Genomic DNA, 25030 nt, shown 5'->3' with positions numbered 1-25030 from the left:
ATGCCCCACGCATACAGAGCACTTCAGTCGTGTACCACCGCCCCGGACCGAGCCCGGTCACGCAACGGCGCCTCTGCGGCAAATCGCTCGAACATCCGTGTCAGAACCTCACAGGAGGAGCGCCGGGCAGTGCCGTCGATCGGCCCTTCGGGAAGCCGATCCCACGGAACGGCCGAAGCTGATTCCGCGTCTTCGATCCAGCCGGAGAGCGCAAAGTGATCGGGGACATCGTCCGGAGCGATCACCTCGTACATGAGCGTGCTACCGGCCACGTTGACCGCCGTGCAGAGTGCGTTGACCCGATCCCCGAGTCGCGTGGTGCCCTGTTGGGACAAGCCCTTGAGGACCCGCACCAGGGCCAGCGCGGTGGGCTTGTGATCGATGGTGGAGAGCCGGAGAGCCGTGTTGATCATGTCCTGATTGCCGCAGGCGATCTCCGCAGGGGTGTAATCGGGCCCGTCACGGAACATCTCGGCGGCCCACCACAGTCGGGAGAAGGCCTGACTGTAGTGGGGACCTACGAACCTGGCGCTGTTGACCTTCCTGGACACGCCGTCGTTCAACCCTCCGACCGGCAGGTGTCGCCACAGGACGAAGTCCGGCGCCACGGCCAAGGCCAGGAAGTTCCACAGACCGGGGTTCGCCGCCTCGGCACGGGTCATCCGCAAGGTCGCGTGTAGTCGGGGCGCCAGCCAGGCATCGGCGTCGGTCCTCGTCGCATCGAACCGGCGCATGGCCTCTTCGAGGAGCTCTCGCACCGGATCAACGCTCCACCGGACGGAGTCGCTCTCGATCGGCGTGCTCGCCCGGAGGATCGCCACCTGCGGCAGGCCGTCCCGGCCCGCGCGTACCCCGTGGGTGAGGAAGGTCGTGGCGAGATTGCCCGGTAGCAACGCAAGCCGTTCGGGGGGCTCGATGTGGTGTCGGCTCATCGACGCGGACCTTCCTGGGCACGGTTTACGGCGCGGATGGTCGCCGTCAGGTTCTTGGGCATCTGGCCTCGTCTTCCGGCTGAGTAGTGGACCCGCGACTGGACCTCCGCCCACCCTCGGCCGTCACCTCGGCGGCTGTGTGCTTCTGCCAAGGCTTCGGCGAGGGGCAGTCCGGGAAACACCTCTGGCAGCATGGAGCGCAGCACCGACTCCCGCCATCCACCAGGAAAGTGCGGGGTGCCGTCCTCATCGAATTCGAGGTCGCTCAGCGCGGAGTGGAACATGGTCGCCCAGGCATCGCCCGCGATCTGCGCGGCCACCATTCCGGCGGTCGCCTTCTCCAGCGGACCGCGACCACCGGACAGCAGCTCGGGAAGCCCTTCGAAGGACGTATTGATCAGGACAGCCGGCAGGTCCCCGGTGGTGTCGATCAGCCAAGGCGCGTCCATGAACTGACGCAGCCACTCCTGCGGCCCGTCCCGGAAATCCTTCTCCAGGATCTCCAGATCGCGTTGCCTGGTGGGCGTACGGGCAAGCAGGTCCACGACCCAGGGCGTGTCCGTCCTACCGAGGACGCGGCCGTCGACTCCACCGTGACTACCGACGACGCTCACGTCGAGGAGCGCGCGTGCCACGTGAGTGGAGCGGCGCACCCGAACCTCACCTCGCCAGTGGGTGTCGCCACGACGCCGTTCCAGACGACTCACCACGCGGGTGTTGGTGGCTCCCTCGGTCAGAACGGCGACGCAGCTGACTCCGGACCACGGCCCCTCGTTCAGTTCATCGGTGGGTAGGGAGACTTCCAGATCGAGGACGCCCTCGGTCCAGTCGTCCCGCTCGATCTGATGAAGGGCGACGACCTGATCGCGTTGGGAGATCAGCGAGAGCTGCAGAGGCTTCCCGTCAATGCTCGCCCCTCGAACACTGACCTCGATCTTCCCCACCAAGGTCGGGTACGCGTACACAGTGCTCACGCCGAAGTCTCCTGTGCCTGTTGGATGTCCACGATCACACCGGCCATGGCGGCGGCCACGGGGTGACTGCGGACGGCCGTGACGCCCCCGAAGCGCGCCGACCGTACATCCGCATCAATGAGCAGTCGGCCGTCGACGACCTGACAGTTCTCCTTCGCGGACAGCTCCGCCCACTCCAGTGAGGGACGCCCTCCTGATCGCACATCGAACTTGACTACCGGCAGGAGCTGCCAGCGGTCGTCGCGCTGTGGGACAGTCAGCGTCACGTCCAAGGTCCAGGCCCCGTCTCCGTCCACCTTCCCGACAACCCGGTCCACGAGCGGGTGCCCTTGGCCACGACGACCGCTCGCCGCCGCAGGCGCATCGATACGCAGGAGCCTCCGAAGGACCTCGGGGCCGGTCGAGTCCTGACCGGCGTTCCGCCGACCGATCACGCCCCGCAGTGCCGCATCCATGGCTGCGTTGAACTCGGTCAATCGGCGCGGCGCGTTGGCATAGGCGGCGGTGAGTTCCTCGGTCATCCCCCACCTGTCGTGCTCCGGCGGCTCGGCGGCCCGTAGGAACGCCTCGGCGGCGTGCGTCGCCGAGCCGTCGTCGCCTGTGGCGAAACCGGCGAGCAGAACGGCTTGGAAGGGGTCCACTCCCACCCCCAGGCTGCGGGGAGTGCGGGCCGTGACAGACATTCGGGTGCCGCGCATGCAGATGATGCGACTGTGCTTCTCGTCCTTGTCGGCAGCAGGAGTGACCAGGAGTACGGCACGGTGGTTGTGCCCTTCGGCTCCGCGCCCGGCGGCCCGCAGCGGCGGGACGACAAAGGCCACGTCCGTGGCGGCGACCTGTCCGGGGGCCGTGAGTTCGTCGACCGTCTCGCCATCGATGTACGCCCGCAGCGCGTGGACCAGTGCCGGGTGCCGGTCGAGCGGATCAACCCGCTGCTCGGGAACTACGATTTCACCATTGCGAAGAGCCCGGACCGATGCTTCGAGCACGGCCGACATCGAACGGCCCGAGGTCATGGGGGCCCAGAAATTGTCGGACAGCGCCCGACCGAGAGCCGCGTGCAGGTCCTCCAGGGTGTCGTTGTTCCCGGCCGCGTCGTGAGCGCCGACGACGAGGAAGGAGGTTCCCGGATCGTCGCTGTCCCGGTCGAGTCGTAGATCGGCGACCACTCGTTCATCAGCCCACCAGGAGCGAGAGACACCTTCGTGCTCCTTCTCCGTGTCCGGCTCGCCGAGCCAGGCTGGTCCTGCGTAGGCAACTCCGTCGACCTCTCGCCAGGGAAGGTCGAGCCGGCCGACCACCCGGCGGACCGTCCGCCCCTCATGCGTCTCGGACAGGGTGCTGTTCATCAGTACCAGGCCGAGCCGGCTGGCCGCCCACAGTGTGGCCTTGCCCAACCCGTACGAACCGCCGGCGCGGTCATTGCTTTTGTGACTGTCGAGCTGCCGGCGGACCACGGCGGCGTACCGACCGTCTCCGTATTCGGGTCCTGTCAGACCCGAGGCGTTGTAGTCGTCAACCCGGAGAAGCAGGAGGGAGGAGTCTTCGCGCAATGCGCGCAGCCCTTCGGCGAGGGCCCGGCCGACCTTGTGCCGGGACTGCGCCGCCGCCGTGTAGTGGGGCTCGAGCTGGTCCCACTTCAGTGCGGCGAGGAAGGAGTGCAGGTGTTCACCGGTCAGCTCGTGCAGGGTGAAGCGCACCCGCACCGCGCGTCCCGGGTCCAGCCGCTCGTCCAGGGAGTTCTGCGTGACTTCCCGGGCCAACACAGCCAGGTTCGCATCGAAGGCGAAGACAGCCGCGTTGCCGTACTCCCGACCACCGTCCTGGTGAGCGATCCGGTGATACCAGTCGATCGGCCGATCGGATCCGGCATCGGCGTCCCTGGTGATCAGGGTGGCAACGTCCGTCTCCAGGATCTTGGCGATCTCGACCATCAGCTCCGGCCTCGGCCGCGATCTGCCGGTGACCCATGCCGACACGGCCGCGCGCGTCAAACCCAGCTTCATGGCGAAATCCGCCTGCGATATGCCGCTGCGGCGCAGCTGGCGTCCGAGCCAGATGCCGAAGCCTTCGATGTCCTCCATTGAACCCACTTCCCCTTGGTTCCGGGCACGGCCACGGTAGCACTTGCATTTGACACCGCCAGGTCGTCAAACGTCACTTGACACGCATGCCCGACTGGAGCGCCAGCAGGGGTGGTTGAAGAAAAGATCTCACTACTACCTGACCGTCAGATCGTACCGACGTGCTAGCGTTCACCCCAGGTAACTCCCCATGCAGCGAAGGCTGTTGACGGAAGCACCTGTCCAGGACCGGGCCAGAGCTCCGTCCTCGGGCTAGTTGCACAGCATGCTTTGCAAGCGCCATCAGTCACGGGACTCGTTGGCGTGACCACAGGGAGGGGAACCCCGCATGAGCGATGATGGTGACGACTGGATGGCACGGTTCATCAAGGAGTACGACGACATGGAGGACCCCGACCTCCGGGCCGAGCTTCTGATGTGTCACGGCATCCACCCCGAGGTCCTGGCCTCGGAACGGCGGCGCATCGCCCGCCGCAAGAAGATGTCGTCCACGGAGCAGACCACCACGCCCTCCGTACCCCGCCGCCTCCCCCGCGCGCGCCGCACGTCCCGTGCCATCCGGCGCCCCAGCACCCCGCGGCGCGCCGGTAGCCCCCACGCCTACCAGGTCACTCGCACCCGGACGATTCGCACGACCAGGGGGACCAAGACCGTGGTGACGACGACCGTCACCACGGTCACGACCACCACGGTCACCACCATCAGTAGCTGATCCCCTCCGCCTCCTCATCAGCTGTCCTAACTGCTTCACCAGGGGTGCCGGCGTCATGCGTCGGCGCCCCTGTATCCCCCCGCGCATCCTCGGTTCGTTTTCTCTCGTTCGAGACAGGTGCTTCATGACCGACATGCCGTTCGCCGATTCTTCGCTCCCGCCCGTGATCGACACCGTGATCCGCCAGTCCTCGACCGTCCTGAAGACGTATCAGGTCGATCCGGGGCTGGTGCAGGAGCATGCCAACGGCGAGCGCCGCATCACCCAGGGCGGCTACGGTGAACGCCAGTTGCTCGAACTCGTCCAGAACGCGGCGGACGAGATCGCTGCATCGCCCGGTGGCAAGCTGCACGTGGTCCTGACCGAGACCCACCTCTACTGCGCGAACCAAGGCACCCCGGTCACGCCGGAGGGCGCCGAGACGATCCTGCGCATGAGTGTCTCCCGCAAGCGCGGCGGGCAGATCGGACGCTTCGGCGTCGGTGTCAAGTCCGTGCTCTCTGTGTGCGACTCACCCCAGTTCTTCAGTGGGTACGGCGACTTCGGGTTTGGCTTCGACCGGGATTGGTCCGCCGCCGAGATCGCCCGCGCCCTCGGTCGGCAGGGTGATGTCGACATGGACACCCCGGTGCTCCGCATGGCTCGCCCCCTCGACGTCGATCAGGAACGTGGCGACGACGACGTGCTGGACAAGCTCCTGCGCTGGGCTACCACCGTCGTCCGCCTGCCCCTCTTGCCCGGTGCCGCCGAGCGTCTCGGGCGTGACATCAGCGGTCACAAGAGTCGCGACGGACGGGTAACGGATGCCTTCCCTGCCCACTTCCAGCTGTTCTCCTCCCATGTCGGCCAAGTACTCCTGCACGATGAGCGCACCATGCCCCCCGCACGCCGGGAGATCTCAATCGAACGCAAAGGCATCCACCGCACCCTCAAGGAAGTGGCACGCGGCGCCAAGCAAACGACCGAGCAATGGAAGGTGTTCTCAGTCGCCCACTCCCCCACCGGCGAGGCTGCGGACAGCGCCGGCGAGCTGCACGGCCGGCCGGTGCTCGAGATTTCCTGGGCGGTGCCCGAATACACCGTCCGCAACGGTCTGTACACCACGCCCGTCGGCAAGGGCTCGTTCTGGGCGTTCTTCCCGACGAAGTACGAGGTGTCGCTGACCGGCATCCTGAATGCCCCGTGGAAGACCAACGAGGATCGCCAGCACCTTCTCGACGGCAGTCCTTTCAACCGGGAACTGCTGCAGATCGCGGCCCGGTTGGTGGTCGACACCCTGCCCGAACTCATGCCCGCCGAAGACCCCGCCGCATACCTTCCCCTGTTGCCGGGCCGCACCAAGGAGAAACTCAACTGGGCCGACGACCATTTCCTCCGGCGGGTGTGGGAAATCGCTGCCCAACAACCCTCTCTGCCTGACCAGAACGGTGAACTCCAGGTCCCTCGCGATCTGTTCATCACGCCGGCCAACCTTGACAAGGAATGGGTCCAGATCTGGTCGGAATACAGCGGCCGCCCCACCAACTGGGTACACGCATCCGTCGACGCATCCGACAGCGCCGTCCGCCGCGGCAAGATGATGCATATTCTGGACGCGGCAGGGAAGGCGCCCGAGAACATCAAGGACTGGCTCGAGGCCCTCGTCTCCGACGGCTCCGCGGAGGCCTCGTCCCACGCCATCGAGATCCTGTCCCTCATGGTGCTCAAGAACTCTCCGCTCACCGCCGAGGCCCGCAGAGCAAGAATCGTCCTGACCGAGGAACACGGGATGGTCGCCCCCGTAGCCGGTGAGATCTTCCACCGGACCTCCGCCGACACTCTCCGCGACGACATGGTCTATGTCCACCCGTCGATCTCCGAGCGTCCCGAAATGGCGCGCCATCTGCACAACATCGGCATCAGGGTCGCCGACGCGCAGGGGCGGTTCGAGGGCGTCCTCGATCAGGGATTCGACAACTACGACAACAACGCGTGGTCGAACTTCTGGGTCCTGCTGCGCAGCGCCGGAGGCAGCGCGCAAGTCAACCGGATCCGCACCAAGGTGTCCAAGCCGCTGGAGACGCTGCGCGTCCGTACCCTGGACGGTCGATACCGACCGATGCGCGACTGTCTCCTGCCCGGCCCGGTGGTGCCCGCCGACGGGAGTCGCGACAAGGCCATCGCTGTCGACCTGAACTTTCACGAGAGCGACAAGCCGGTCTTCCGCGACCTCGGGTTGTTCGACCGTCCCACCGGCGGATACCGGCCTCACGAGGAGGCGTGGTTCCAGGAATACCGGCAGGTCGTCCACGACTGGCACCTACGTAATCTGGCCAGCACTGCCCCGCGCCCCAACATCTCCCGCCTCTCGGTCGAGGGTGCTGCGACGTTGGGACCACTGCATCTGTTGCCCGCTCTGTCCGAGGAGGGTCGCGCTGCCTTCGTGTCCGCCCTGCCGGCATCCGATATGGCGCAACACTGGCAGATGCAGTACGGAGCCACCGCCAACACACGCAAGGCCGTCATATCCCCGCTGCGCTGGATGATCTCCAAACACGGGCTGGTGAAGACCTCCATGGGCCTGACCCGGGTGTCCGAGGCCGTCGGTCCCCAGCTCAAGAGTTTCCGTGCCGTGCTCCCTGTCGCCGAGATCGCTGAGGAGACCGCGCGAAAGCTCAACATGCCCACGACCACCGACGAAGTGCCCACCCGGCGCTGGGGCAAGCTGTTGGACCTCTTGCTCGAGAGCGAGGACGACGCGTTCATCGGTCGCGCGTACGCCCTGCTGCACCGGGTCGGCTTCGAATTTCCGGAAGGCGTGCCCACCCGCTGCCGGGTGGGATCCTCCTGGGAAGGACGCCCCGACAGCGAGATCGCTGTCGCGATGAACGTGGTGGAGTTCAAGGAACTCGTCCGTGAACGCCTCCCTGCACTCCTGGTCACCGACAAGACGGACGTGGCCACCGCGAAGGAGATGATCGAGGACTGGGGCATGCTCAAGGTCTCGGACGTCATCAGCAGGGATATCGAGCCTGTCAAGACCGGTCGGGCCTCGTCCCTGTTCGAGGAGTTCCCGACGGTCAAGGCTCGTCTCGGCCAGGCAGGCAGTAGCCATAAGATCCAGCGCTGCTCCGAGCTCGAGCAGGTGGTGCGCACGCCCATGGGCAGCAAACGGAAGCCGCTCACGTTCGCGAGGAAGGGCCAGACCCTTTTCGTACTGGACTCCCTCGACCGGCTTCAGGTGCTGCAGGCCGCCGATCAGGAGTTCAAGTGGGGCTTCGGTGTGGCCGGCTGCAGCCAGGCTCTCGCTCTCCAGGACAGGCAGGAGCATGACCAAGCCCTCCTGAAGCGGCTGCGCGCGGTGCGAGAGGCCGAGAGCATCATCGACAAGATCGCTCTGCTGATCGGTGAAGATGCTCTGCGCGGCGAGCTTCCCCCCGGGCTCATGGAGAGCGAGATCCACGAGCACGGCGCCGAGCCGAGCTCACGGCGCATCGCAGAGATGGCCTTCAACGCCCACGGCGAGGCGATCCTTCGGGTTCACTCCCGCGATCTCGCACTGGACTTCCCCACCCGCGCTCCCGCCTCCTTCACCGGGAGCTCGAAGGCTTTGCTCTTCGTCACCGACCTCGGGTTCCCGGACTCCTTCGCCGGCGCCCAGGTGCCCTCGCTGGAACCGCGCTTGGAGGTCGACGGTCCGTCCGAGTTCCCTGCCCTGCACCCGTACCAGGAGGAGCTCGCGCAGGCGCTGCTCGGCCTGTTGGAAAACCCGATGCCCCAGCGCGGCATGCTCAGTCTGCCGACCGGATCCGGCAAGACACGTGTCACGGCGGAGGGCGTGATCCGCTGGATACGCGACCAGAAGGAGCTACCGGGGCCAGTCCTGTGGATAGCCCAGACCGAAGAACTGTGCGAACAGGCCGTGCAGAGTTGGAAGTTCGTCTGGTCGAAGGTCGGCCCCGAACTTCCTCTGGTCATCAGCCGGCTCTGGGCCTCGAACGAGGCGACCCCGGTCGACGGGCGCCCGCACCTGGTCGTCGCCACTGATGCCAAACTGGACAGCTGCATGGAGAAGGAGAACTACACCTGGCTGAGGGAGACTGCCGCGCTCGTCATCATCGACGAGGCGCACACTGCGATGTCCTCGCGCTACACGCGTCTACTCGAACAGCTCAACCTGACGCACCACCGCACCAGTCGCCACCTGATCGGTCTCACCGCGACCCCGTACAAGAACAACGTGGAACTGACCCGACTGCTGGTGCAGCGGTTCGGCAACCGTCTCGACACCGGGGTCTTCGACGGTGATCTGTCCGTCGCCATCAAGGGGTTGCAACAGATCGGTGTCCTGGCCCAGGTGAAGCACCGAGAGCTGCCGGGCGCTGACATAGCGCTGACGGCCGACGAGCGGGCCCAATCCGAGAGGTTCGCCACCCTGCCGAAGGGTGCCGAACAGCGGCTGGCCGAGGACCACGGACGCAGCCAGCGCATCGTCGACGAGATCGCATCCATGCCTTCGGACTGGCCGGTTCTGGTGTTCGCCACCTCCGTCGCCCACGCCAAGCTGCTCGCCGCCAAGCTCGGTGACCGGGGCATCAAGGCCGCGGCGATCGACTCGACCACGCCCCCCAACGAACGCCGCAAGCAGATCAACGACTTCCGCAAGGGCAGGATTCAGGTCCTGACGAACTACGGCGTGCTCACCCAGGGCTTCGATGCACCGGCCACCCGTGTCGTGGTCGTCGCCCGCCCGACGTACAGCCCGAACATCTACCAGCAGATGATCGGACGCGGTCTCCGTGGTCCGAAGAATGGCGGCAAGGAAAGCTGCCTGATCCTGAACGTGCGGGACAACATCACCAACTACGGTGAGAAGCTCGCCTTCACCGAGTTCGAGTACCTGTGGGGTGGGGACCAGTGACCGCCGCCCCTCTCGTCGAACATCGACTCACCGTCGCGCAGCGTGCCGTGGTGGAGCAGCCCTGGGACGCCCGGGTGCTGGTCACCGCCAGGGCAGGAGCCGGTAAGACACACACCCTCGTGAGGCGGCTCGACCTGTTGGTGGAGCGCGAGGAACTGGAGGCCGGGGAGATCCTGGTGCTCAGTTTCTCCCGTGCCGCCGTGCGCGAGCTCACGGAGCGGATCGAGCGGCATGCCGCCGCCGCGCAGCGGATTCGTGTCCAGACCTTCGACGGCTGGGCCTCGGCCCTGCTCAACCGCGCGTACCCGGACGTGGACTGGGGGACGTACACCTTCGACGGCCGCATCGAGGCCGCCACCGAGGCAATCGACAAGGGGGCGGTCGAAGGCGGCGAGTACGTGCCGGCCCATGTGGTGATCGATGAGGTCCAAGACCTCGTGGGCGTCCGTCGGGAGATGGTCGAGGCACTGCTCGACCGGTTCCAGGAAAACAGTGGATTCACCGTGGTGGGTGATTCGGCTCAGGCCGTGTACGGATTCCAGGTGTCCGATCCGGACCAGCGGGCCGAGGAGACCGACCGCTTCCTGGAGTGGGTGCGCGCCACCTTCGGCGAGGACCTGGTGGAGCTCCATCTGGGCGACAACTTCCGGGCCCGCAGTGAAGCGGCTCGGATAGCTCTGTCCTACGGTGCCCAGTTGCAGCGGCTGCCCCGCGATCGGGCCGAGGCCGCCGACGAGGCGGAGCGTATCCACGGTGACCTGCGTGCGCTGTTGCTGTCGACGCCGAACTTCGGGGGCCTGGACGACCAGTTCGTGCTGGCAGCCCTGCGTGACTATCCCGACACCACCGCCATCCTGTGCCGCGACAACGGCCAGGCGTTGACGTTGTCCGGCATCCTGGCCGCCGCCGACGTCCCGCACACGCTGCAGCGTTCGGCCCGCGAGCGCTCCGCCCCTGTCTGGATCACCGAACTCCTCGCCTCGACCGGTACGACCGCTCTCACTCGGGAGCGTTTCGAGGAACTCCTGGTCGACCTGCGGGTCCCCGTCGGCAGCGTGCCGGAGGCGCTGTGGCGGTCGGTACGAAAAGTAGCGCGGGGCCGTGGTCGAGGAACCCTCGATGTCGTCGCGCTGCACCGCGCGCTCGCCGAAGGCAGACTGCCTGATGAGCTAACCGCGACACAGCCGTCCTCGCTCGTGATATCGACCATGCACCGGGCGAAGGGCTTGGAGTTCGATCGGGTCCTGATCGTCGAACCACGCGTACTGAAGGAGCCGACCCCGGTCCGGAAGAAGAAGTACGACTACGACCCGGCTGCGGAGGCCCGGCTGCTGTATGTGGCCATGACTCGGGCCCGGGATGACCTCTACGTCCTGGACGCGCCCAACTCGTGGCTCATCCGGAAGGACAAGAGGATCGACCGCTGGTACCTGGGCGGTCGCAGCACCTGGGCCCGTAACGGGATCGAGCTGATCGGTTCGGACGTGTCCCACGAGCAGCCTCCCGGCACGGAGGGATTCCAACGGGACGCCGAGGAGCTCCGGCGTCACCTGATGACCGATGTCGCCGCCGGTGCCGAGGCGGAGCTCGTCCTGTTGCACGGCATCCCTGTCGCCTCCGACCAGTCGCCTCCGTACGCGGTGGTGGTCGGAGGGCGACAGATCGCTGTAGTGTCCGAGCGCTTCCGAACCGACCTGTACCGATTGCTGCGCCGCACCTCGCACTCCGAGGTCGATCGATGGCCGCCGCTGATCACCGGCCTCCGGATCGACTGTGTCGAGAGTGTGGCGGGCAGCCCCGCAGCCACCGAAGCCGCTCGCCTGGGCACGCACGGCGCCTGGGTCGCACCGCGTTTGTGCGGCCTGGGGCGCTTCCACTGGAACGTGGACGAACCTGAGGGGAACGAAGGATGAGCGGGTCGACCCACCAAGCACACTACGAGGTGCGCGACTCGCTCCTCGAAGCCCTTCGGCAGGACCTGCTCGGCCCCGTCGGTGGTGTGGACGAGGTACTCACGGATGACGCACCGATCACCATGTACCCGGTCGGTGTACTCTTCCCGCGCTCACGCCCGGACCGGTCCGACAACTCGTCCCGGGCAGGGGCAACCGAGCAGGGTGAGCTGGAGTCCGAGCGGGACGGGCTCGACGCGGTTCCGCTCGGCGTCCGTCGGGACGTCGAGGAAGGGCCCGGTGATCTGGGCGTCTCGCTGGCCAACGTCCGAATGCCCTCGTCCATGGGTCTTACTTTCGCTGTGGACCCGAGCGTGTCCACCCGGATTCGCTTGACCGTGGCCACCGCCGTATACCTCCCCGAGGACGCCGAGGGGAATCCGGTGGCCGCGAAGCGGACCGAGGCACGAAGTACGAAGGCCCAGCGGGAGCATTGGCGGCGCTCCGCCCTGCGGATCGAGCCCGTCGATGTGGACGTCACGCGTCCCGGTCTGCTCGACCCATTCGTTCTTCACCCGGGGCTGGAGCTGCGTGTGCTGGTCCGTCCCCGGTCCACGTCGGGCGGGACTGTGACCGTGACGGCCACGGTCGTCAACAGCCTTGAGGTCGGCCAGTTCGACCTCCGCGACGCACACTGCTTCTACCAGCCGGTGCTGACCGTCACGGCGCAGGACGGCAACAGCCCGGTGTTCGTGGTGCGGCCTGCCACTCTGGGCGCGGTCGACTTGGAGCAGGCGCTGAGCAGGCTCCTGCATCGCCATGTACCGAGCTTCGCCACCGGACACGGGTGCGCGGCGCATTGGGATTGGACGCCACCTCCGGTGGGATCCGTATCGATCGAACCTCCGACGGTCACCGCCCTGCGGACCGAGTTCGTTCCCTCCCACGAGGTGTTGCTGACCGACTCCAATCCCGGGATCGACGACAAGCCACTGACCATGTACCGGCTGGGAACCGACCCGACCCATGAGGTCGTGTCGGCGCTGCGCGCCCTGCTGGCAGGGTACGAGCGGTGGATCGAGACCCAGGAGGACCAGACTCGTCTGCTGCGCGGCACGGAAGACGGCAAGGCGGCGGCTGATCAGGTCCTGCTGTGCCGGCGAGCTCTGCGCCGGATGTGTGAAGGCGTGGATCTGCTGGAAGACACCGGGCGACCGGACATTATGCACGCGTTCCGGCTGGCGAACCTCGCGATGGCCGACCAGCGGGCACGTACCGTGTGGATCAAGGACGGCAGGTCCGGCCGACCGGACGAACAGGCCGGGCGGTGGCGGCCCTTCCAGCTCTCCTTCATGCTTCTCTGCCTGGCCGGAATCGTCGATCCGGACCACGACGACCGAAAGATCTCCGACCTGCTGTGGTTCCCCACAGGTGGCGGCAAGACGGAGGCGTACCTCGGACTGATCGCCTTCACCACCTTCCTGCGGCGGCTGCGGGACGGGGAGGCCGGGGCAGGCGTCACCGTGCTCATGCGGTACACGCTCCGGCTACTCACGCTCCAGCAGTTCGAGCGAGCCGCAACGCTGATCTGCGCCATGGACCTGCTTCGGGCCGCCGACCCGGCAAGGCTGGGACACGAGGAGATCTCCATCGGCATGTGGGTGGGCCGTTCGGCAACCCCCAACACGCTGGCGGTCGCCGAAGGCAAACTGGCTGACCTCGCGCGCAACGAGACCTTCCAGTTGCAGACGGAGAACCCGGTCCAACTGCGTAACTGCCCATGGTGCGGTGAGCCGCTGCGTCCCCGTGACTACGCAGTCGACAAGGACGCCAAGCGCATGACGGTGAACTGCCCCTCAGACACCTGTGACTTCCATCGGGGACTGCCGGTACACCTCGTCGACGAGGCCGTCTACGCCCATCGTCCGACCTTGGTCATCGCGACGGTCGACAAGTTCGCCTCGATGCCCTGGCGGCCCGCCTCAGCGGCACTGTTCAACCGGGACGTCGACGGGGCCCGGCCGCCCGAACTCATCGTGCAGGATGAGCTGCACCTCATCTCCGGCCCGCTCGGCACACTCACCGGCCTGTACGAGACGGCCGTGGACGCCCTGGCCGAACGTCCCAAGGTCATCGCCTCGACCGCGACCATCCGACGCGCCGATGAGCAGGGCGCCCGGCTGTTCGACCGTACGGTGGCCCAGTTCCCGCCCGGCGGGCTGGACGCAAGGGACTCATGGTTCGCCGTCGAGACGCCGCGTGAGCGCAAGGCGGCACGCTGCTATGTCGGCCTGCTGACCTCCAGCACCAGCCAGGCCACCTTGCTGATCCGGGTGTACGCAGCTCTGCTGCACCGGGCACACGCCCATGATGCTCCGCCCGAGGTAAAGGACGCCTACTGGACCCTGGTCGGCTACTTCAACAGTTTGCGACTGCTGTCAGCGGCAGAGCTCCAGGTTCTCGACGACGTCCAGGAGCGGCTGGGGCACCTCGCGGCGCGGGACGGCCTCAAGCCGCGCCGCGCGGACGTTCTCACGGAATTGAGCAGCCGCGCGAACGCCAGTGACATCTCCCGCCGGCTCAAGGACATTGAGCGACGGCTCCCCGGCCCGGAGGTGCTGGACGTACTGCTCGCCACCAACATGATCTCCGTAGGGGTCGACGTCGACCGACTCGGGCTGATGGCCGTGATGGGACAACCGCAGACCACCGCCGAGTACATCCAGGCGACGAGCCGAGTCGGGCGGCAACACCCGGGCCTCGTCGCAGTCATGCTCAACTCCACGAGGTCCAGGGACCGCTCGCACTACGAGGACTTCCAGAGCTTCCACTCCGCCCTGTACCGCGAGGTGGAGTCCACGAGCGTCACCCCGTTCTCCGCGCGGGCCCGTGACCGGGGCCTGCACGCCGTGGTGGTGGCCCTTGCCCGGTTGATGTTGCCTGCCGCACGGGCCAACGAATCGGCCGCACACGTGGAGGACTTCCTCACCGACCTCCGCGAGCAGGTCGGGAAGGCTCTGCTCGACCGGGTCTCGACGGTCGAACCGGCCGAGCTCGAAGCCACCACCGCAGCCTTCTACGAGTTCATCGAATGGTGGCGGGGCGAGGCACACGAGCGCCCGAACCTCGTGTACGAGGCTCCACATGGCTCTCGCGCCCCCGCATTGTTGGCCAACTACGACGACGAGTCGGCATACGTGTCGCCGTGGAAGACGCTGTGGAGTCTGCGAGACGTAGACGCGTCGTCCACCTTCTTCGAGGAGCGCTGAACCATGGGCCCCGTCCCGCCCCGCACCCGTCGCCGCGGCCTCCCCTCAACGGCGGCACGTACCGCGCGCAAGCTCGGAGAGATCCGCCGCGCCCAGCTCATCACGACGTACGGCGTCGGAGCCATGATCGCGGTGGAGAACGAGTCGTTCCTCGTCCGCGGTATCGACTCGTGGGACGTCTCCGAGGCGCCCTTCATCTCGGAGCCCCGCTTGGCCTGGCAGTTGGGTGTCTCCGGATTCCGGATGCCCCCCGCTCCCGATCCCGACTCGGCCCGGGACGGCGTACGGGCGGTGCGCTTCCCGGAGATGTACTCATGCCCTCACTGCCATCGGTTGCAGCCCTTCCGCAAGTTCAACTCGCCGGTCGGACGGGCCGAGTGCTCGACGTGCCAGGAGAGCCTGGTCCCGTCCCGCTTCGTGATCGCGTGCACGCACGGCCATCTGGAGGACTTCCCTTACTGGAAGTGGGTCCACCGGGGCAACCGGACGCCTTCCGGGGCCTGCGGGGGCCAACTGTCCTTCCAGGCCGACGGCTCGACCGCATCCCTGCGTGCCGTGCTGATCGGTTGCAGTTGCGGGGTGGAGAAGGTGTCCATGGAGGGGTCGTTCCGGCGCCAGGCCCTCCGGGACCTCGGCATCCGGTGCAGCGGGCGTCGCCCCTGGCTCAAGGACGCCCCGGCCGAGAGCTGCCAGGAACCACCGCGCACCCTCCAACGTGGTTCCTCCTCGGTCTGGTTCCCGGTCATGCACTCGGCCCTGTCCATCCCGCCGTGGAGTCAGGGCATCGCCAAGCTCGTAGCGCCGTTCTACGACCGCTTCAAGGAGGAGGACCCCGCCTCCATCAAGGCGTACGTACGCATCGGGAAACTGCTGCTCCACCACCCGAAATACACCGAGGACGACGTGGTGGCCGAGGTCGAGCGGAGGCGGGCGGCGGAAACCGCCGCTGCGGAACAGGCCGATGACACGGAAGCCGCCAAGCGCGCGGGCGACTACCGGCGGAAGCTCTACGAGGGTGAGTATCGAAGTCTGTCCAAACCGCACCCCGAGGACGCCGAGGAGGAACAGGAGTTCGTCTGCGAGCCCCCCACCACCCCGATCGACGCTCTGCGCTCGTCACACGGGCTGACCCAGGTGATGCTGGTCAAGCGGCTGCGCGAGGTACGGGCACTGCAGTCGTTCCGACGTGTGGACGAACCGAGTCCGGCGGACTCCCAACTACGCCAGGCGGCGATCTCGCAGACCAAGCCGAATTGGCTTCCGGCTTTCGAAGTGAGCGGTGAGGGCGTGTTCCTTCGCCTCGACCCGGAGCGGCTTCGGATCTGGGAGGAGCAACCGGAGCAGGTCGCTCGCGCAACCCGGATCCGCGAGAACCACGAGAGGCTGCTGTCAGCACGTGCGGGCGACTCGGACAAGCCGGTTCCGCCTTCACCCGCCACCCCCCGCTTCCTCCTTCTGCACGCCCTGGCCCACACACTGATCAACGAATGGAGCCTGGACGGCGGCTACCCGGCCGCATCCCTGCGCGAGCGGCTCTACAGCGACGAAGACATGGCGGGCGTGCTGATCTACACGGCCACCAGCGACTCCGCCGGCAGTCTTGGCGGCGTCGTCGCGCAGGGTGAACCGGACCGTCTCGCAGCCTCCCTCCGGGCCGCCCTGCACAGGGCGAGTTGGTGCTCGAACGACCCCTTGTGCATGGAGTCCGAGGCGAGCGGCGCGGACAGTCTGAACATGGCCGCCTGCCATGCCTGCCTGCTGCTCCCCGAGACGAGCTGCGAGAACAACAACATCCTGCTCGATCGGGCAGCCCTGGTCGGGACACCGGACGGTCGGGTGCCGGGCTTCTTCACTCGCTGACACCCAACGCCCAGGCGGCCCACGGTCCGCAGGCACCCCGGCCGCCGGATCGGCGCACATCACGAGAACGAGATGACACGAGCACGCCCGGGACGGCGGAGATCCAGACATTGAAACCCTGGCACAAGTGTCCTGCGACTCGCGCGATCAATGCACCCTGACTCAAGCCGCCTCGGCCAGCACCTCCGCTCGGGCCTCCGCCTCGAAGTGCATCTGCGCCCGGTCCAACAGGCCGTCGGGATCGCCACCCTGGGCAGTCACCCAATGAAGGAGGTCCGCGATGAGGTCGATGGCAGATTCCTCAAGGATCTGAGCGGAGCGACTCTGCAGCAAAGGCGGTGCACCGACGTCGCCTCGGTATTTCGTCAGGGCCGCTTCAGCACGCTGCACCCGGCGGCACTGCAGCTCCGGGTCGGCCGACAGCTCACACCAGACAGCCTTCCCCGTCGCAGTCAGCAACGTTCCCCAGTCGGCAGCCATGCCGGCGAGCAGATGCAGACCCCGCCCGCACTCGTCGTCGCAGGCCACCGTTCCGAGGACCGGCACGCGGTAACTCTTGTCATGGAGCTCGATCCGCAGCCGGTCCCCTACCGCCTCCAGGACCAGGGTGGCAGCAACGCCTCTACCCACATGCTTGATCACGTTGGCTGCCAGCTCACTCACTGCCAGCTCAGCTTCTTCGGCGAAGGCCGGCAAGCACCACTCCGCAAGCTGCCCCCTGACGGCTCTTCGCAGCTCCCGGACCGCTGCGGGCTCGGCCTCGAACGGCAGAACGCTGCGGAGTTGCGAACTGTTGTCGTGTCCGGACATGCACTCTCCTTCCGGCGCCACATCAGCCCTGCACCCGCCGTATCCAAACGACCGCGCTGAGTGGCCAGGTTTGCGAGTATGGCAGCAAGAAGTCTCTTCATGAAACTTCTCACGAGAATCGATCGGGTGAATCCAGATCCCGGCAACGGGTGTCAGACATAGCCTTGTTGGCGCCGGAGAGCCTCAGCGCACACGGAACGGAAGGCCACCCTCCATGTCCGTCAGGACCACAACACGACGTCGACAGCTCGGCGCGATGATGCGCAAGTTGCGTGCACGGAAGGGCATGACGCTGGAGGAAGCTGGACGGCTCGTCGGGATCTCAAAGGCCACGGTCAGCCGCTACGAGACCCAGGAAGGGCCAGTGAAATGGCCCATCGCGGACGCCCTCTGCCGGCAGTACGACGCGACCGACGCGGAGCGGAATGCCGTGGTCGCCCTGGCGAAGGACGCAAAGCAGCAGGGCTGGTGGGGGCCGTACACCGACTCCATCCCCGCTGACATGAATCTCCTGCTGACGCTCGAAGACGAGGCAGTGCGCGAGGACCACTTCTGCTGCACTTACGTACCCGGCCTTCTGCAGACACGGAGCTACAGCGCAGCGATTCAGGGCGCCAACGAGATGCGTCTGGCGCCCGACGAGATCCAGCGCCTCGTGGACATCCGCATGAAGCGCCAGGAGATCCTGAGCCGGCCGAAGCCGCCCCACCTGTGGGCGATCCTCGACGAGTCGGTTGTCCGGCGCGTGGTCGGATCCCCGGACGTCATGCGCGATCAGTTGAATCACCTGCTGGAAGCCAACGACTCACAACACATCACCCTGCAAATTCTGCCGTTCTCGAAGGGCGCTCATTGCGCGGCCTTGGGAAGCTTCGTGATCCTCGGCGGGGTCGAGGCAAGCCTGGACGTCGTGTACGTCGACCTGCACGTCGGCTCGCTCTTCCTGGAGAAGGACGAAGAACTCAGCCGATACAGACTTGCGTTCGACTACCTGCGTGCACAAGCGTTGGACATAGCCGCGTCGTCCGCGTTGATCAAGCGTGTACTCAAGGAGATGTAATGCCTTCGGTTCCTCACTCCCCCGAGCCCCTCCACTGGTTCAAGTCGTCGTACAGCGGAGGGAACACGACCGAGTGTGTTGAGGCCGCCCGCCTCCCACGGGCCACTGCGGTCCGCGATTCGAAGGCCCCTGACGGTCCGATGCTGACATTCGGCAATGCATCGTGGGAGGGGTTCCTCACTGCCATACAGCACCAGCAGCTCGGCGCGTGATAGGCCACCTCCTGTGTGAGGGGTGGCGTCCGCGATGCCTCACAGTCAGGGCCGCCACCGGCAGACTGCCCGGGACCCAGCTCTCTTCAGGCCACGAGAAGGTGTACTCATGACAAATCAGCCTTCCGCCGGCTCCCAGTGGCGGAAGAGCAGTCGCAGCGGCGGCAGCGGCACGGAGTGCGTCGAGGTCGCGGACCTGCAATCGGCGGTTGGCGTTCGGGACTCCAAGCAACCTCGCGGGCCGCACATAGCCGTACGTCACAACACATGGGCACGGTTCGTTGCCTCTCTGCGCACCCAGTAGGTCAGCCTCGATCGAGCGTGGCAGCCGCCGTCAGCGGAGGTCGAGGCTTCGGCGCGCCCTGGCGATCACGTGTTGTGCCTCCGCTCCGAACAGGGCCGATCCACTCAGGGACTGCCACACCCGCTGGTACGTGGCAATGGTGTCCGCGTCGTCGAGCCACAGTTCGGCATGCCAGTTCTCGGTGATCACGAGGCGGCCGTCGAAGCTCCAGAAGCCATGGAGTGACGGACATCCGGTGCCGCCGCTGCCTGTGCCGTTGAACTGCGGCCTGCGTGCCATTTCAACCTGCCTCTCGCCGGGAGTGCCTCCGGATCACAGGTTCTCCGTAGTCTTCCGTGAATGTCGGTTGGATACTCTCCCGGTATGAAGATCACGATGGGTGCTCTTGCGGCCGGGGTGGGATTCGGGGCGGCCACCTCGCTCATCAACGCGCTTTCCTCCCCGTACGGGGAGCTCGGCGCCCCTCTTGCGGGCACCGTTTGGGCCAGTGCTGCCAAGGTGCTCAGCCTGCTGATGGACGCAGGCTGGTCCTGGGCCGCGCTGGCGGTGGGCTGGCTGGCCGGGACACCGGTCCGAGGCGCGCTGGTCGGGGCCCTGGCGCTGATCGCTGCCACCGGGGCGTACTACGTGACGGACGCCTTCGCCTCGGGGGCAGGCACGGAGATGGTCAGGTGGTGGGTGGCGGGACTGCCGCTCGGGCTGGTCCTGGGCGCGGTGGGTGCAGCCATCCGGCGGCCTGGATTGATCGGCTTGCTTGCGGCGTTGACGGTTCCGGTGGGTGCTGCCGTGCAGATGGTCGTGCTACCGCCCCGACCGCACCTCACCTTGACCCCGACAATTGTTCTCGCCGAGGTCATCGTCTGGACGGCCGCTGTGTTCAGTGCCGGCTGGGTTGTCTACCGTTTCTGGGCGGCGAGGCGTACAGCCGTGGCCGGATAGCGGAACCACCAGGGATGCCCCGTTCTGGTCAACGGCGAGCCGACGGCCGTCTCTCTCAAGATTTCCCCCGTGGACTCAGCCGGCGAGCGGGAACATCCGGCTGAGACGCGGCAGCCGACGCGACGCTTCGTCCGCGTTGCGTATGTCCCACGCCTCGCCGCTCGGTTCGGGGTTGCAGGGGAGGTCCAGGCCCTCGGCCTCCAGTGCCTTCTCAAGTCCTTCCTCCTCGCCCGTCAGCATGTCGAAGGCCTCGGCCGCGACGTAGTCCAGCGACTCCCACTCGGGCCACTCGTCGTCCGACCAGTCCTGCAGGGGGCGTCCGGCCAGCGCGCGCAGCTTCGGGGTCTCCGCCAACGAATCCGGATCGGCCACCGCCCTCTCGTACGTCTCCCGGCCGAGGCCGAGCACCCAGAACTGGAAGTACCAGAAACTGTCGTCGGAGCACGATCCTCCGTGGATCTGCTCGGCGGCGACCCACATCTCCCACGTGTCGATCCGCCGTCGCACCTGGTGCAGGCACGACTGGAACTGCACGATCTCTGCCAGTGACCGCTGCTTGAGTTGCTCACGCAGTGCCTCCAGCCGCTGGTCCGGGTCGCCGGTCTGCTGCTGAGAGCCCTCCAGCAGGGCCCAGAAGGAGTTCTCATCCATGGGCCGCACTATGGCAGTCAGGTCGGACAGTCCTACTGCCGCGCGGGCAGAGCTGCCGACGTCCCGTTGATTCTCGCGATCCGTTCCCGCCACGGGACGCGGTCGGGCTCCGGCTCGGGGGCGCCGTGGAACGTCGCGTGTGCTGTGGACCGGCGGCACGGTGCGCATTCAGTCTCGTCGGCCAGGGGGCGGAAGACGTGTTTCTCGCCCGGGCCCTCGCACTCCAGCAGCTCGCGGACGGGCGCGGGCTCGTACGGCGGGAGCGGAGCCTGGGGCTCGGGAAGTTTCTGGATGAGGCGGTAGCGCAGGAAGCCGACTGCCGAGCGCACGCCATCTTGAGGACGTTCGGCGAGTAAGGCCTGGCGCAAGTCGGACTCGCTCAGGCCGCGCTCCAGCCACTTGACCGCTTCCACGGCCAGTACGCGGGCTTCGCGTACGCCCAGGTGGAGTTCGCGGCGCGAGTGGCGCAGGGAGAGCAGGACCCGTTCTGCCCGGGCCAGTTGGAGAGCGTCGGCCGCCCCCGCCGTCGGCTCGGGGTCCGGGTCCGCCGTTGGCTCGGCTTCGGAGGGTGGGTGGGGAGTGGTCTTATCACTGTGGTCTTCTACCGGTTCATAGCCACCGGCCGGCCGGGCAGTCGGTTCGCCGACGGTCGGGAACCGCGTACTCGGCAGCGGCGGGGCGGCGGGCACGGCCCCCCGCAGCTGTCCCGCCTGCTCACTCGTCAGAGGGTTGTTCGCGACCAGCTGCTCAGTGATCCAGCGGCCCCCGCCGCCCTGGCTCCGCCACTCGTGTACGTACCCGTGCTCGACCAGCAGTTGCTTCGCCTTCTGGTACGCGCGGCCCTTGATGCCCAGCTTCTGGGCGAGTTCGCTGAGGGGCTTGTCCGTGGCGTCCTCGGGAAGACCCTGGACGTACACGAGCAGGACCTTCGCGTCACTGTTCAGACGGGGATGGCGGACGACATCGTGCGATGCCTTCGTGTAGCGCGCGGACGGCGCGATAGCATGACGCAGCATTTCCGGTGGTCTCGATCCACTGGTGATGAAGGCCCTCGGTTGGTGTTGGCGCACCGCCGGGGGCCGCTCCATGCGCACGGGGACGCACAGAGCGTGATGGTTTCGTCACCGTACCGCATTGTTTTCATCTCCCGCCATGCGAATGGGACTTCACACCACTCCCCCGAAGAGGGCGCTGCGGCGGGGGCACGGAGTATCACCGAGTGCCACGGGGCTCCCGGGAGTTGGTCTGCGCGCGCGGCCGGCTGGGACCGCGATGGCTGTGCCCCCGTGCTCGTACTACGAAGCACGGGGGCACAGTCATGCGTCAGTGCTGCTGCTGCGCCTTGCGACGGCGGAACACCAGGTAGCCGCCGGCCGCGACGAGCGCGGCGGCCGCTGCGGACAGCAGGCCGACGGGCGCGCCGTTACCGGTCTCGGCGAGGTCCCCGCCGCTCTGTGCGGAGGGTGACGACGAGGGGGACGAAGGGGAGGAGGTCGAGGACGTCGGCTTGGTGCCCTCGGGGGCGGACGACGTGGGCGCCGCGGACGGCTGCGCCGGGCCGGACGGAGCGCCGGGCACTGACGGGGTGGCAGGCGTCGACGGCTTGCCGCCGTCGGGCTTGCCGGGCTCGTCGGGCTTGCCAGGCTTACCGGGCTCGTCGGGCTTACCGGGCTTGCCGCCACCCGGCTGCCCCTTGCCGTCGCAGTCGACCCAGAAGACCTTGTGCTTGGCCCGGCCGTGCTCGCCGTCGAAGTTCCAGAACAGCTTGTAGTGGCCGTCGGGCAGGGACTGGTCCTCCGAACGGAGGTGTCCCTTGCCGTCGAGCGTCAGCGAACCGGTTTTCACGGTCTCGCCCTTGACGTGGGCGGTCGGGGCCCAGGCTTCGATGCGCCAGTCGACCTTCTGGCCGGCATCGAAACCGAAGGCGTCGAGGTAGAAGGTGCACACGTGAGGCTCGTTCTTACGGAGCTCCTCACCGGTCGCGGCGTCGTGGATCTTCACGGTGCCGTTGTCGCCGGGGGCGGTGGCGTATGCCGTGGGTGCGAGCAGCAGGGCCGCGGTGACGGCGGCCGTGAGCGTGCCTGCGGAAACGAGTGGGCGCATGGGCAATCCAACGGTGAAGGAGACAGGGGGCTACCGTGGGGGGCTTGCGTGGGGGGGTCCGCTCAGCCTCCTGCGACCGCGTACACCCGTCAATGCACTTCTGACCACTTGTGTCACACGACGCACCGCTTGCCCCATTGGTCCCACATAACGATTGAGAACGTAGGCTCCGAGCGTGTCCCCATGCCCGTGGCGCGGGCAGCCCCACGCGAACAGGACTTCTCACCATCAGGCGAGCCAGTCGACCGAGCCGGTCCACCTGAACGTCCCGGTCGAGTTCCCCGACGGCTGAGAGGCCAACCGGGCGGTGAGGGCGCACCTGACGGCTCATCGGGCGAAGACCCGTTGAGCCAGTCAGGAGTGGTGGGAGCGTCCATCCGTTCAGGCCATCCGCAACTGGTCGCGGAGCGTCCGGGCGACCTGTGCCATCAGTGCTTCCGTCTCGGGCTGCAGCACGGCCGGTACGCGGGATTCGGTGAGGGCGGCGACGGCGAACGTCTGCCCGTCGGCGTGCTCGACGACCCCGGCCTCGTGTCGGAGGTTGAGCAACGTACCGGTCTTCGACGACCACCGGGACGCGTCGGAGCTGAAGTCGGGAGCCAGTCGCTGCCGGATCACGTTGTTCGTCATCAGCTCGCGGACCCGCGCCGCGGTGGCGGGCTGGATCGTCGTCGGCCGCCACAATCCCTCCAGCAGGTCGACGAAGGTCCGGGCCGACCCGACGTTCGCGCGGCTGATGTCGAGCTGGGCCACGGGATGCCCCTGTCCCGCTGTCGCCGCGCCGATGGCGAGGGCGTGGGCAAGGTGCACCTCGGTCGGCGCGAACCGTTCGGCCGGCGTCTGGGTGAGGTCCCCCATGAGGTGGCGTACCACGATGCCGTCGTAGCCGAGCCGCCGCAGCTCCGCGGTGACCGCGGCGGGCGGGGTGAGGGCGAACAGCGCGTCGGCCGCGGTGCCGTCGCTGATCGCCGTGCTGAGATACAGCAGGTCCTCGAGCGCGACCGTGGCCGGGTGCCGGAACTTGGTCAGGCCGGTCGGTCCCGGCACGGTGACGCGGCCGGGCTGCACCACGATCGTTGCGGCCAGGTCGAGTTCGCCGCGTCCGACACGTTCCAGTGTGGCGATCGCGAGCGGCACCTTGACCAGGGAAGCGATCGGATACTCCACCTCGGCGTCGATCGCGAGTTCATCGCCGGTGTCGAGGTCACGCACGAGGAACGAGCCGCGCAGGCCGCCGTCGTGCAGGGCCTCCCTCGCATCGCGCAGGACCTTGGTCGTCCCCACCACTACGCCTCACCATCGCCCGGCACGTCGCCGCTCCGGCTACCGTGGTCCGACATGCCGAGGCAGCGCCCGATCGTGGCGAGCGGGAGGGTCCGGATGCGCTGGGCGTCCTCGCGCAGTCCGGCCTCGACGTCGTAACCCCGTACCAGCTCCAACTCGCCGATCGGCCGCCAGTACAGCCCCAGTTCGTCGGCCTGGACGGCGGAGCAGAGCAACAGGTCGGCCGAGCCGAGCACCTCGGCCGCGGCGTCGACGAGTGAGGCCGAGACCACGACCTGGGCGGGTTGGAGGCCGACCCCGTCCCGTAAGCGGATCACCCGGTCGCGTACGTGCGGCACGTCGTCCTCCGGCTGGATCCAGACGCGTCGTCGGCGTGCGTTACGTCCGGCCCGGCCCGCGCGCAGGTTTTCCACGTATATCGTCTGCCCCGCCGGCTCGGCGCTGCCGGCCAGCCCCAACGGTATCCGCCATGGCGCTCCGTCCGCGGGTACGGACACGATCGCCGCCCGGACCTCCAACGTCCGGGCGAGCGCCGCGCGTTCACCCGGCCCGGCTGTGTGCAGGGCGAGATTCAGGTCGTGCCGACGCGCCTCGGCAACGAGCCCGGCGAGCCGGCGTGGGGCGGAGACCGCCGGTACGGCCAGCCGGAACCGGCGTCGCTTGGCACACTCGGCGTCGTGCTCCATCGCCTCGACGAGTTCGACCAGCCGCCGGGCCGAGGACAGCATGTCCCGGCCGAACGGGGTCAGAGTGACGTTTCGTGACGACCGGTCGAACAGCTTGGCGCCGAAGTGCTCCTCCAGGGCGGCGATCCGCCGGCTGACGACCGACTGCGGCATGCCTGCCGCAGCGGCACCGACGGTGAAGCTGCCATGCCCACTCACCGCCACGAACGCCTCGCAGGCCCTGACCATGTCCACGGCCGGAGCCTATAGCTATGCCGGATCAGCATGGGTCTGCGCATTTCTGTCTTGGACAGCATGTACTGCCGGATGCCAGATTGCCTTCTGCCCGACCTGGGTCATCTCTCGAGGTAGATACCTG

General features: G+C 67.4%; 18 protein-coding genes and 1 pseudogene. 9 read left to right on the top strand and 10 right to left on the bottom strand.

Annotated features, from left to right (window positions below; genetic code table 11):
• Positions 1-23: 23 nt before the first annotated feature.
• The 3 genes from ACIPEK_RS00770 to ACIPEK_RS00760 are packed head-to-tail and all read right to left on the bottom strand — an operon-like array spanning position 24 to position 3990.
• Positions 24-932, bottom strand: coding sequence for a DUF6339 family protein (locus ACIPEK_RS00770; protein WP_401989480.1), 909 nt, complete (start codon positions 930-932; stop codon positions 24-26).
• Positions 929-1906: a hypothetical protein gene (locus ACIPEK_RS00765; RefSeq protein WP_401989479.1), complete on the bottom strand. Its 978-nt coding sequence runs from the start codon at positions 1904-1906 to the stop codon at positions 929-931. Before ACIPEK_RS00765 ends, ACIPEK_RS00770 begins: the two co-directional genes overlap by 4 nt.
• Positions 1903-3990 carry a helix-turn-helix transcriptional regulator gene (locus tag ACIPEK_RS00760; protein WP_401989478.1) on the bottom strand — a complete coding sequence of 696 codons (2088 nt, stop codon included), beginning with the start codon at positions 3988-3990 and terminating at the stop codon, positions 1903-1905. Before ACIPEK_RS00760 ends, ACIPEK_RS00765 begins: the two co-directional genes overlap by 4 nt.
• A 328-nt stretch (positions 3991-4318) precedes the next feature.
• On the opposite strand from ACIPEK_RS00760, the gene ACIPEK_RS00755 reads away from it, so the two are divergent.
• The 5 genes from ACIPEK_RS00755 (at position 4319) to drmB (ending at position 16623) form a co-directional block, all read left to right on the top strand.
• On the top strand, positions 4319-4702 hold the full coding sequence (locus ACIPEK_RS00755) for a hypothetical protein (protein WP_401989477.1): 384 nt from the start codon (positions 4319-4321) through the stop codon (positions 4700-4702).
• A 124-nt stretch (positions 4703-4826) separates the two neighbouring features.
• A complete protein-coding gene (locus ACIPEK_RS00750) occupies positions 4827-9602 on the top strand; it encodes a DEAD/DEAH box helicase (protein WP_401989476.1) in 4776 nt (1591 codons plus the stop codon).
• Positions 9599-11515 carry a UvrD-helicase domain-containing protein gene (locus ACIPEK_RS00745; protein WP_401989475.1) on the top strand — a complete coding sequence of 639 codons (1917 nt, stop codon included), beginning with the start codon at positions 9599-9601 and terminating at the stop codon, positions 11513-11515. Before ACIPEK_RS00750 ends, ACIPEK_RS00745 begins: the two co-directional genes overlap by 4 nt.
• Positions 11512-14763 carry a helicase-related protein gene (locus ACIPEK_RS00740; RefSeq protein WP_401989474.1) on the top strand — a complete coding sequence of 1084 codons (3252 nt, stop codon included), beginning with the start codon at positions 11512-11514 and terminating at the stop codon, positions 14761-14763. Before ACIPEK_RS00745 ends, ACIPEK_RS00740 begins: the two co-directional genes overlap by 4 nt.
• 3 nt (positions 14764-14766) lie before the next feature.
• Positions 14767-16623 carry a DrmB family protein gene (gene drmB / locus ACIPEK_RS00735; RefSeq protein WP_401989473.1) on the top strand — a complete coding sequence of 619 codons (1857 nt, stop codon included), beginning with the start codon at positions 14767-14769 and terminating at the stop codon, positions 16621-16623.
• Between the two features lie 162 nt (positions 16624-16785).
• Here drmB and ACIPEK_RS00730 read toward each other — a convergent pair whose 3' ends face one another.
• Positions 16786-17433 carry an ATP-binding protein gene (locus tag ACIPEK_RS00730; RefSeq protein WP_401989472.1) on the bottom strand — a complete coding sequence of 216 codons (648 nt, stop codon included), beginning with the start codon at positions 17431-17433 and terminating at the stop codon, positions 16786-16788.
• Positions 17434-17647: 214 nt separating this feature from the next.
• Here ACIPEK_RS00730 and ACIPEK_RS00725 point away from each other — a divergent pair, with 214 nt between their 5' ends.
• Genes ACIPEK_RS00725 through ACIPEK_RS00715 form a run of 3 tightly spaced genes read left to right on the top strand, consistent with a single transcriptional unit; the run spans position 17648 to position 19009 of the window.
• Positions 17648-18493 (top strand): helix-turn-helix domain-containing protein, encoded by an 846-nt coding sequence (locus ACIPEK_RS00725; protein WP_401989471.1) that lies wholly within the window; start codon positions 17648-17650, stop codon positions 18491-18493.
• On the top strand, positions 18493-18705 hold the full coding sequence (locus ACIPEK_RS00720) for a DUF397 domain-containing protein (protein ID WP_401989470.1): 213 nt from the start codon (positions 18493-18495) through the stop codon (positions 18703-18705). The genes ACIPEK_RS00725 and ACIPEK_RS00720 overlap by 1 nt, the downstream gene beginning before the upstream one ends.
• Before the next feature lie 34 nt (positions 18706-18739).
• Complete coding sequence (locus tag ACIPEK_RS00715; RefSeq protein WP_401989469.1) at positions 18740-19009, top strand: DUF397 domain-containing protein; 270 nt, start codon at positions 18740-18742, stop codon at positions 19007-19009.
• 30 nt (positions 19010-19039) lie between these two features.
• Here the strand turns inward: ACIPEK_RS00715 and ACIPEK_RS00710 are convergent.
• Positions 19040-19237: pseudogene (locus ACIPEK_RS00710) on the bottom strand (Scr1 family TA system antitoxin-like transcriptional regulator); the annotation flags it as partial.
• Between the two features lie 135 nt (positions 19238-19372).
• Between ACIPEK_RS00710 and ACIPEK_RS00705 the strand changes: the two are divergent.
• Positions 19373-19948 carry a hypothetical protein gene (locus ACIPEK_RS00705; RefSeq protein WP_401989468.1) on the top strand — a complete coding sequence of 192 codons (576 nt, stop codon included), beginning with the start codon at positions 19373-19375 and terminating at the stop codon, positions 19946-19948.
• Between the two features lie 75 nt (positions 19949-20023).
• Here ACIPEK_RS00705 and ACIPEK_RS00700 read toward each other — a convergent pair whose 3' ends face one another.
• From ACIPEK_RS00700 to ACIPEK_RS00680, 5 genes are all read right to left on the bottom strand, one after another.
• A complete protein-coding gene (locus ACIPEK_RS00700; RefSeq protein WP_401989467.1) occupies positions 20024-20599 on the bottom strand; it encodes a DUF4240 domain-containing protein in 576 nt (191 codons plus the stop codon).
• A gap of 32 nt (positions 20600-20631) precedes the next feature.
• Positions 20632-21615 (bottom strand): hypothetical protein, encoded by a 984-nt coding sequence (locus ACIPEK_RS00695; protein WP_401989466.1) that lies wholly within the window; start codon positions 21613-21615, stop codon positions 20632-20634.
• Between the two features lie 307 nt (positions 21616-21922).
• Entirely contained in the window at positions 21923-22702 is a 780-nt protein-coding gene (locus ACIPEK_RS00690; protein ID WP_401989465.1) for an LPXTG cell wall anchor domain-containing protein, read from the bottom strand.
• Positions 22703-23083: 381 nt separating this feature from the next.
• Positions 23084-23986 carry a serine hydrolase gene (locus tag ACIPEK_RS00685; protein WP_401989778.1) on the bottom strand — a complete coding sequence of 301 codons (903 nt, stop codon included), beginning with the start codon at positions 23984-23986 and terminating at the stop codon, positions 23084-23086.
• Between the two features lie 2 nt (positions 23987-23988).
• Positions 23989-24900, bottom strand: coding sequence for a LysR family transcriptional regulator (locus tag ACIPEK_RS00680; RefSeq protein ID WP_401989776.1), 912 nt, complete (start codon positions 24898-24900; stop codon positions 23989-23991).
• Positions 24901-25030: the final 130 nt, after the last annotated feature.

The organism is Streptomyces sp. NPDC088246 (genome assembly GCF_044741025.1).
GTDB lineage: Bacteria > Actinomycetota > Actinomycetes > Streptomycetales > Streptomycetaceae > Streptomyces.
The sequence above is the reverse complement of the archived record's forward strand: the minus strand, read 5'-3'. Positions and strand labels throughout refer to the sequence as shown.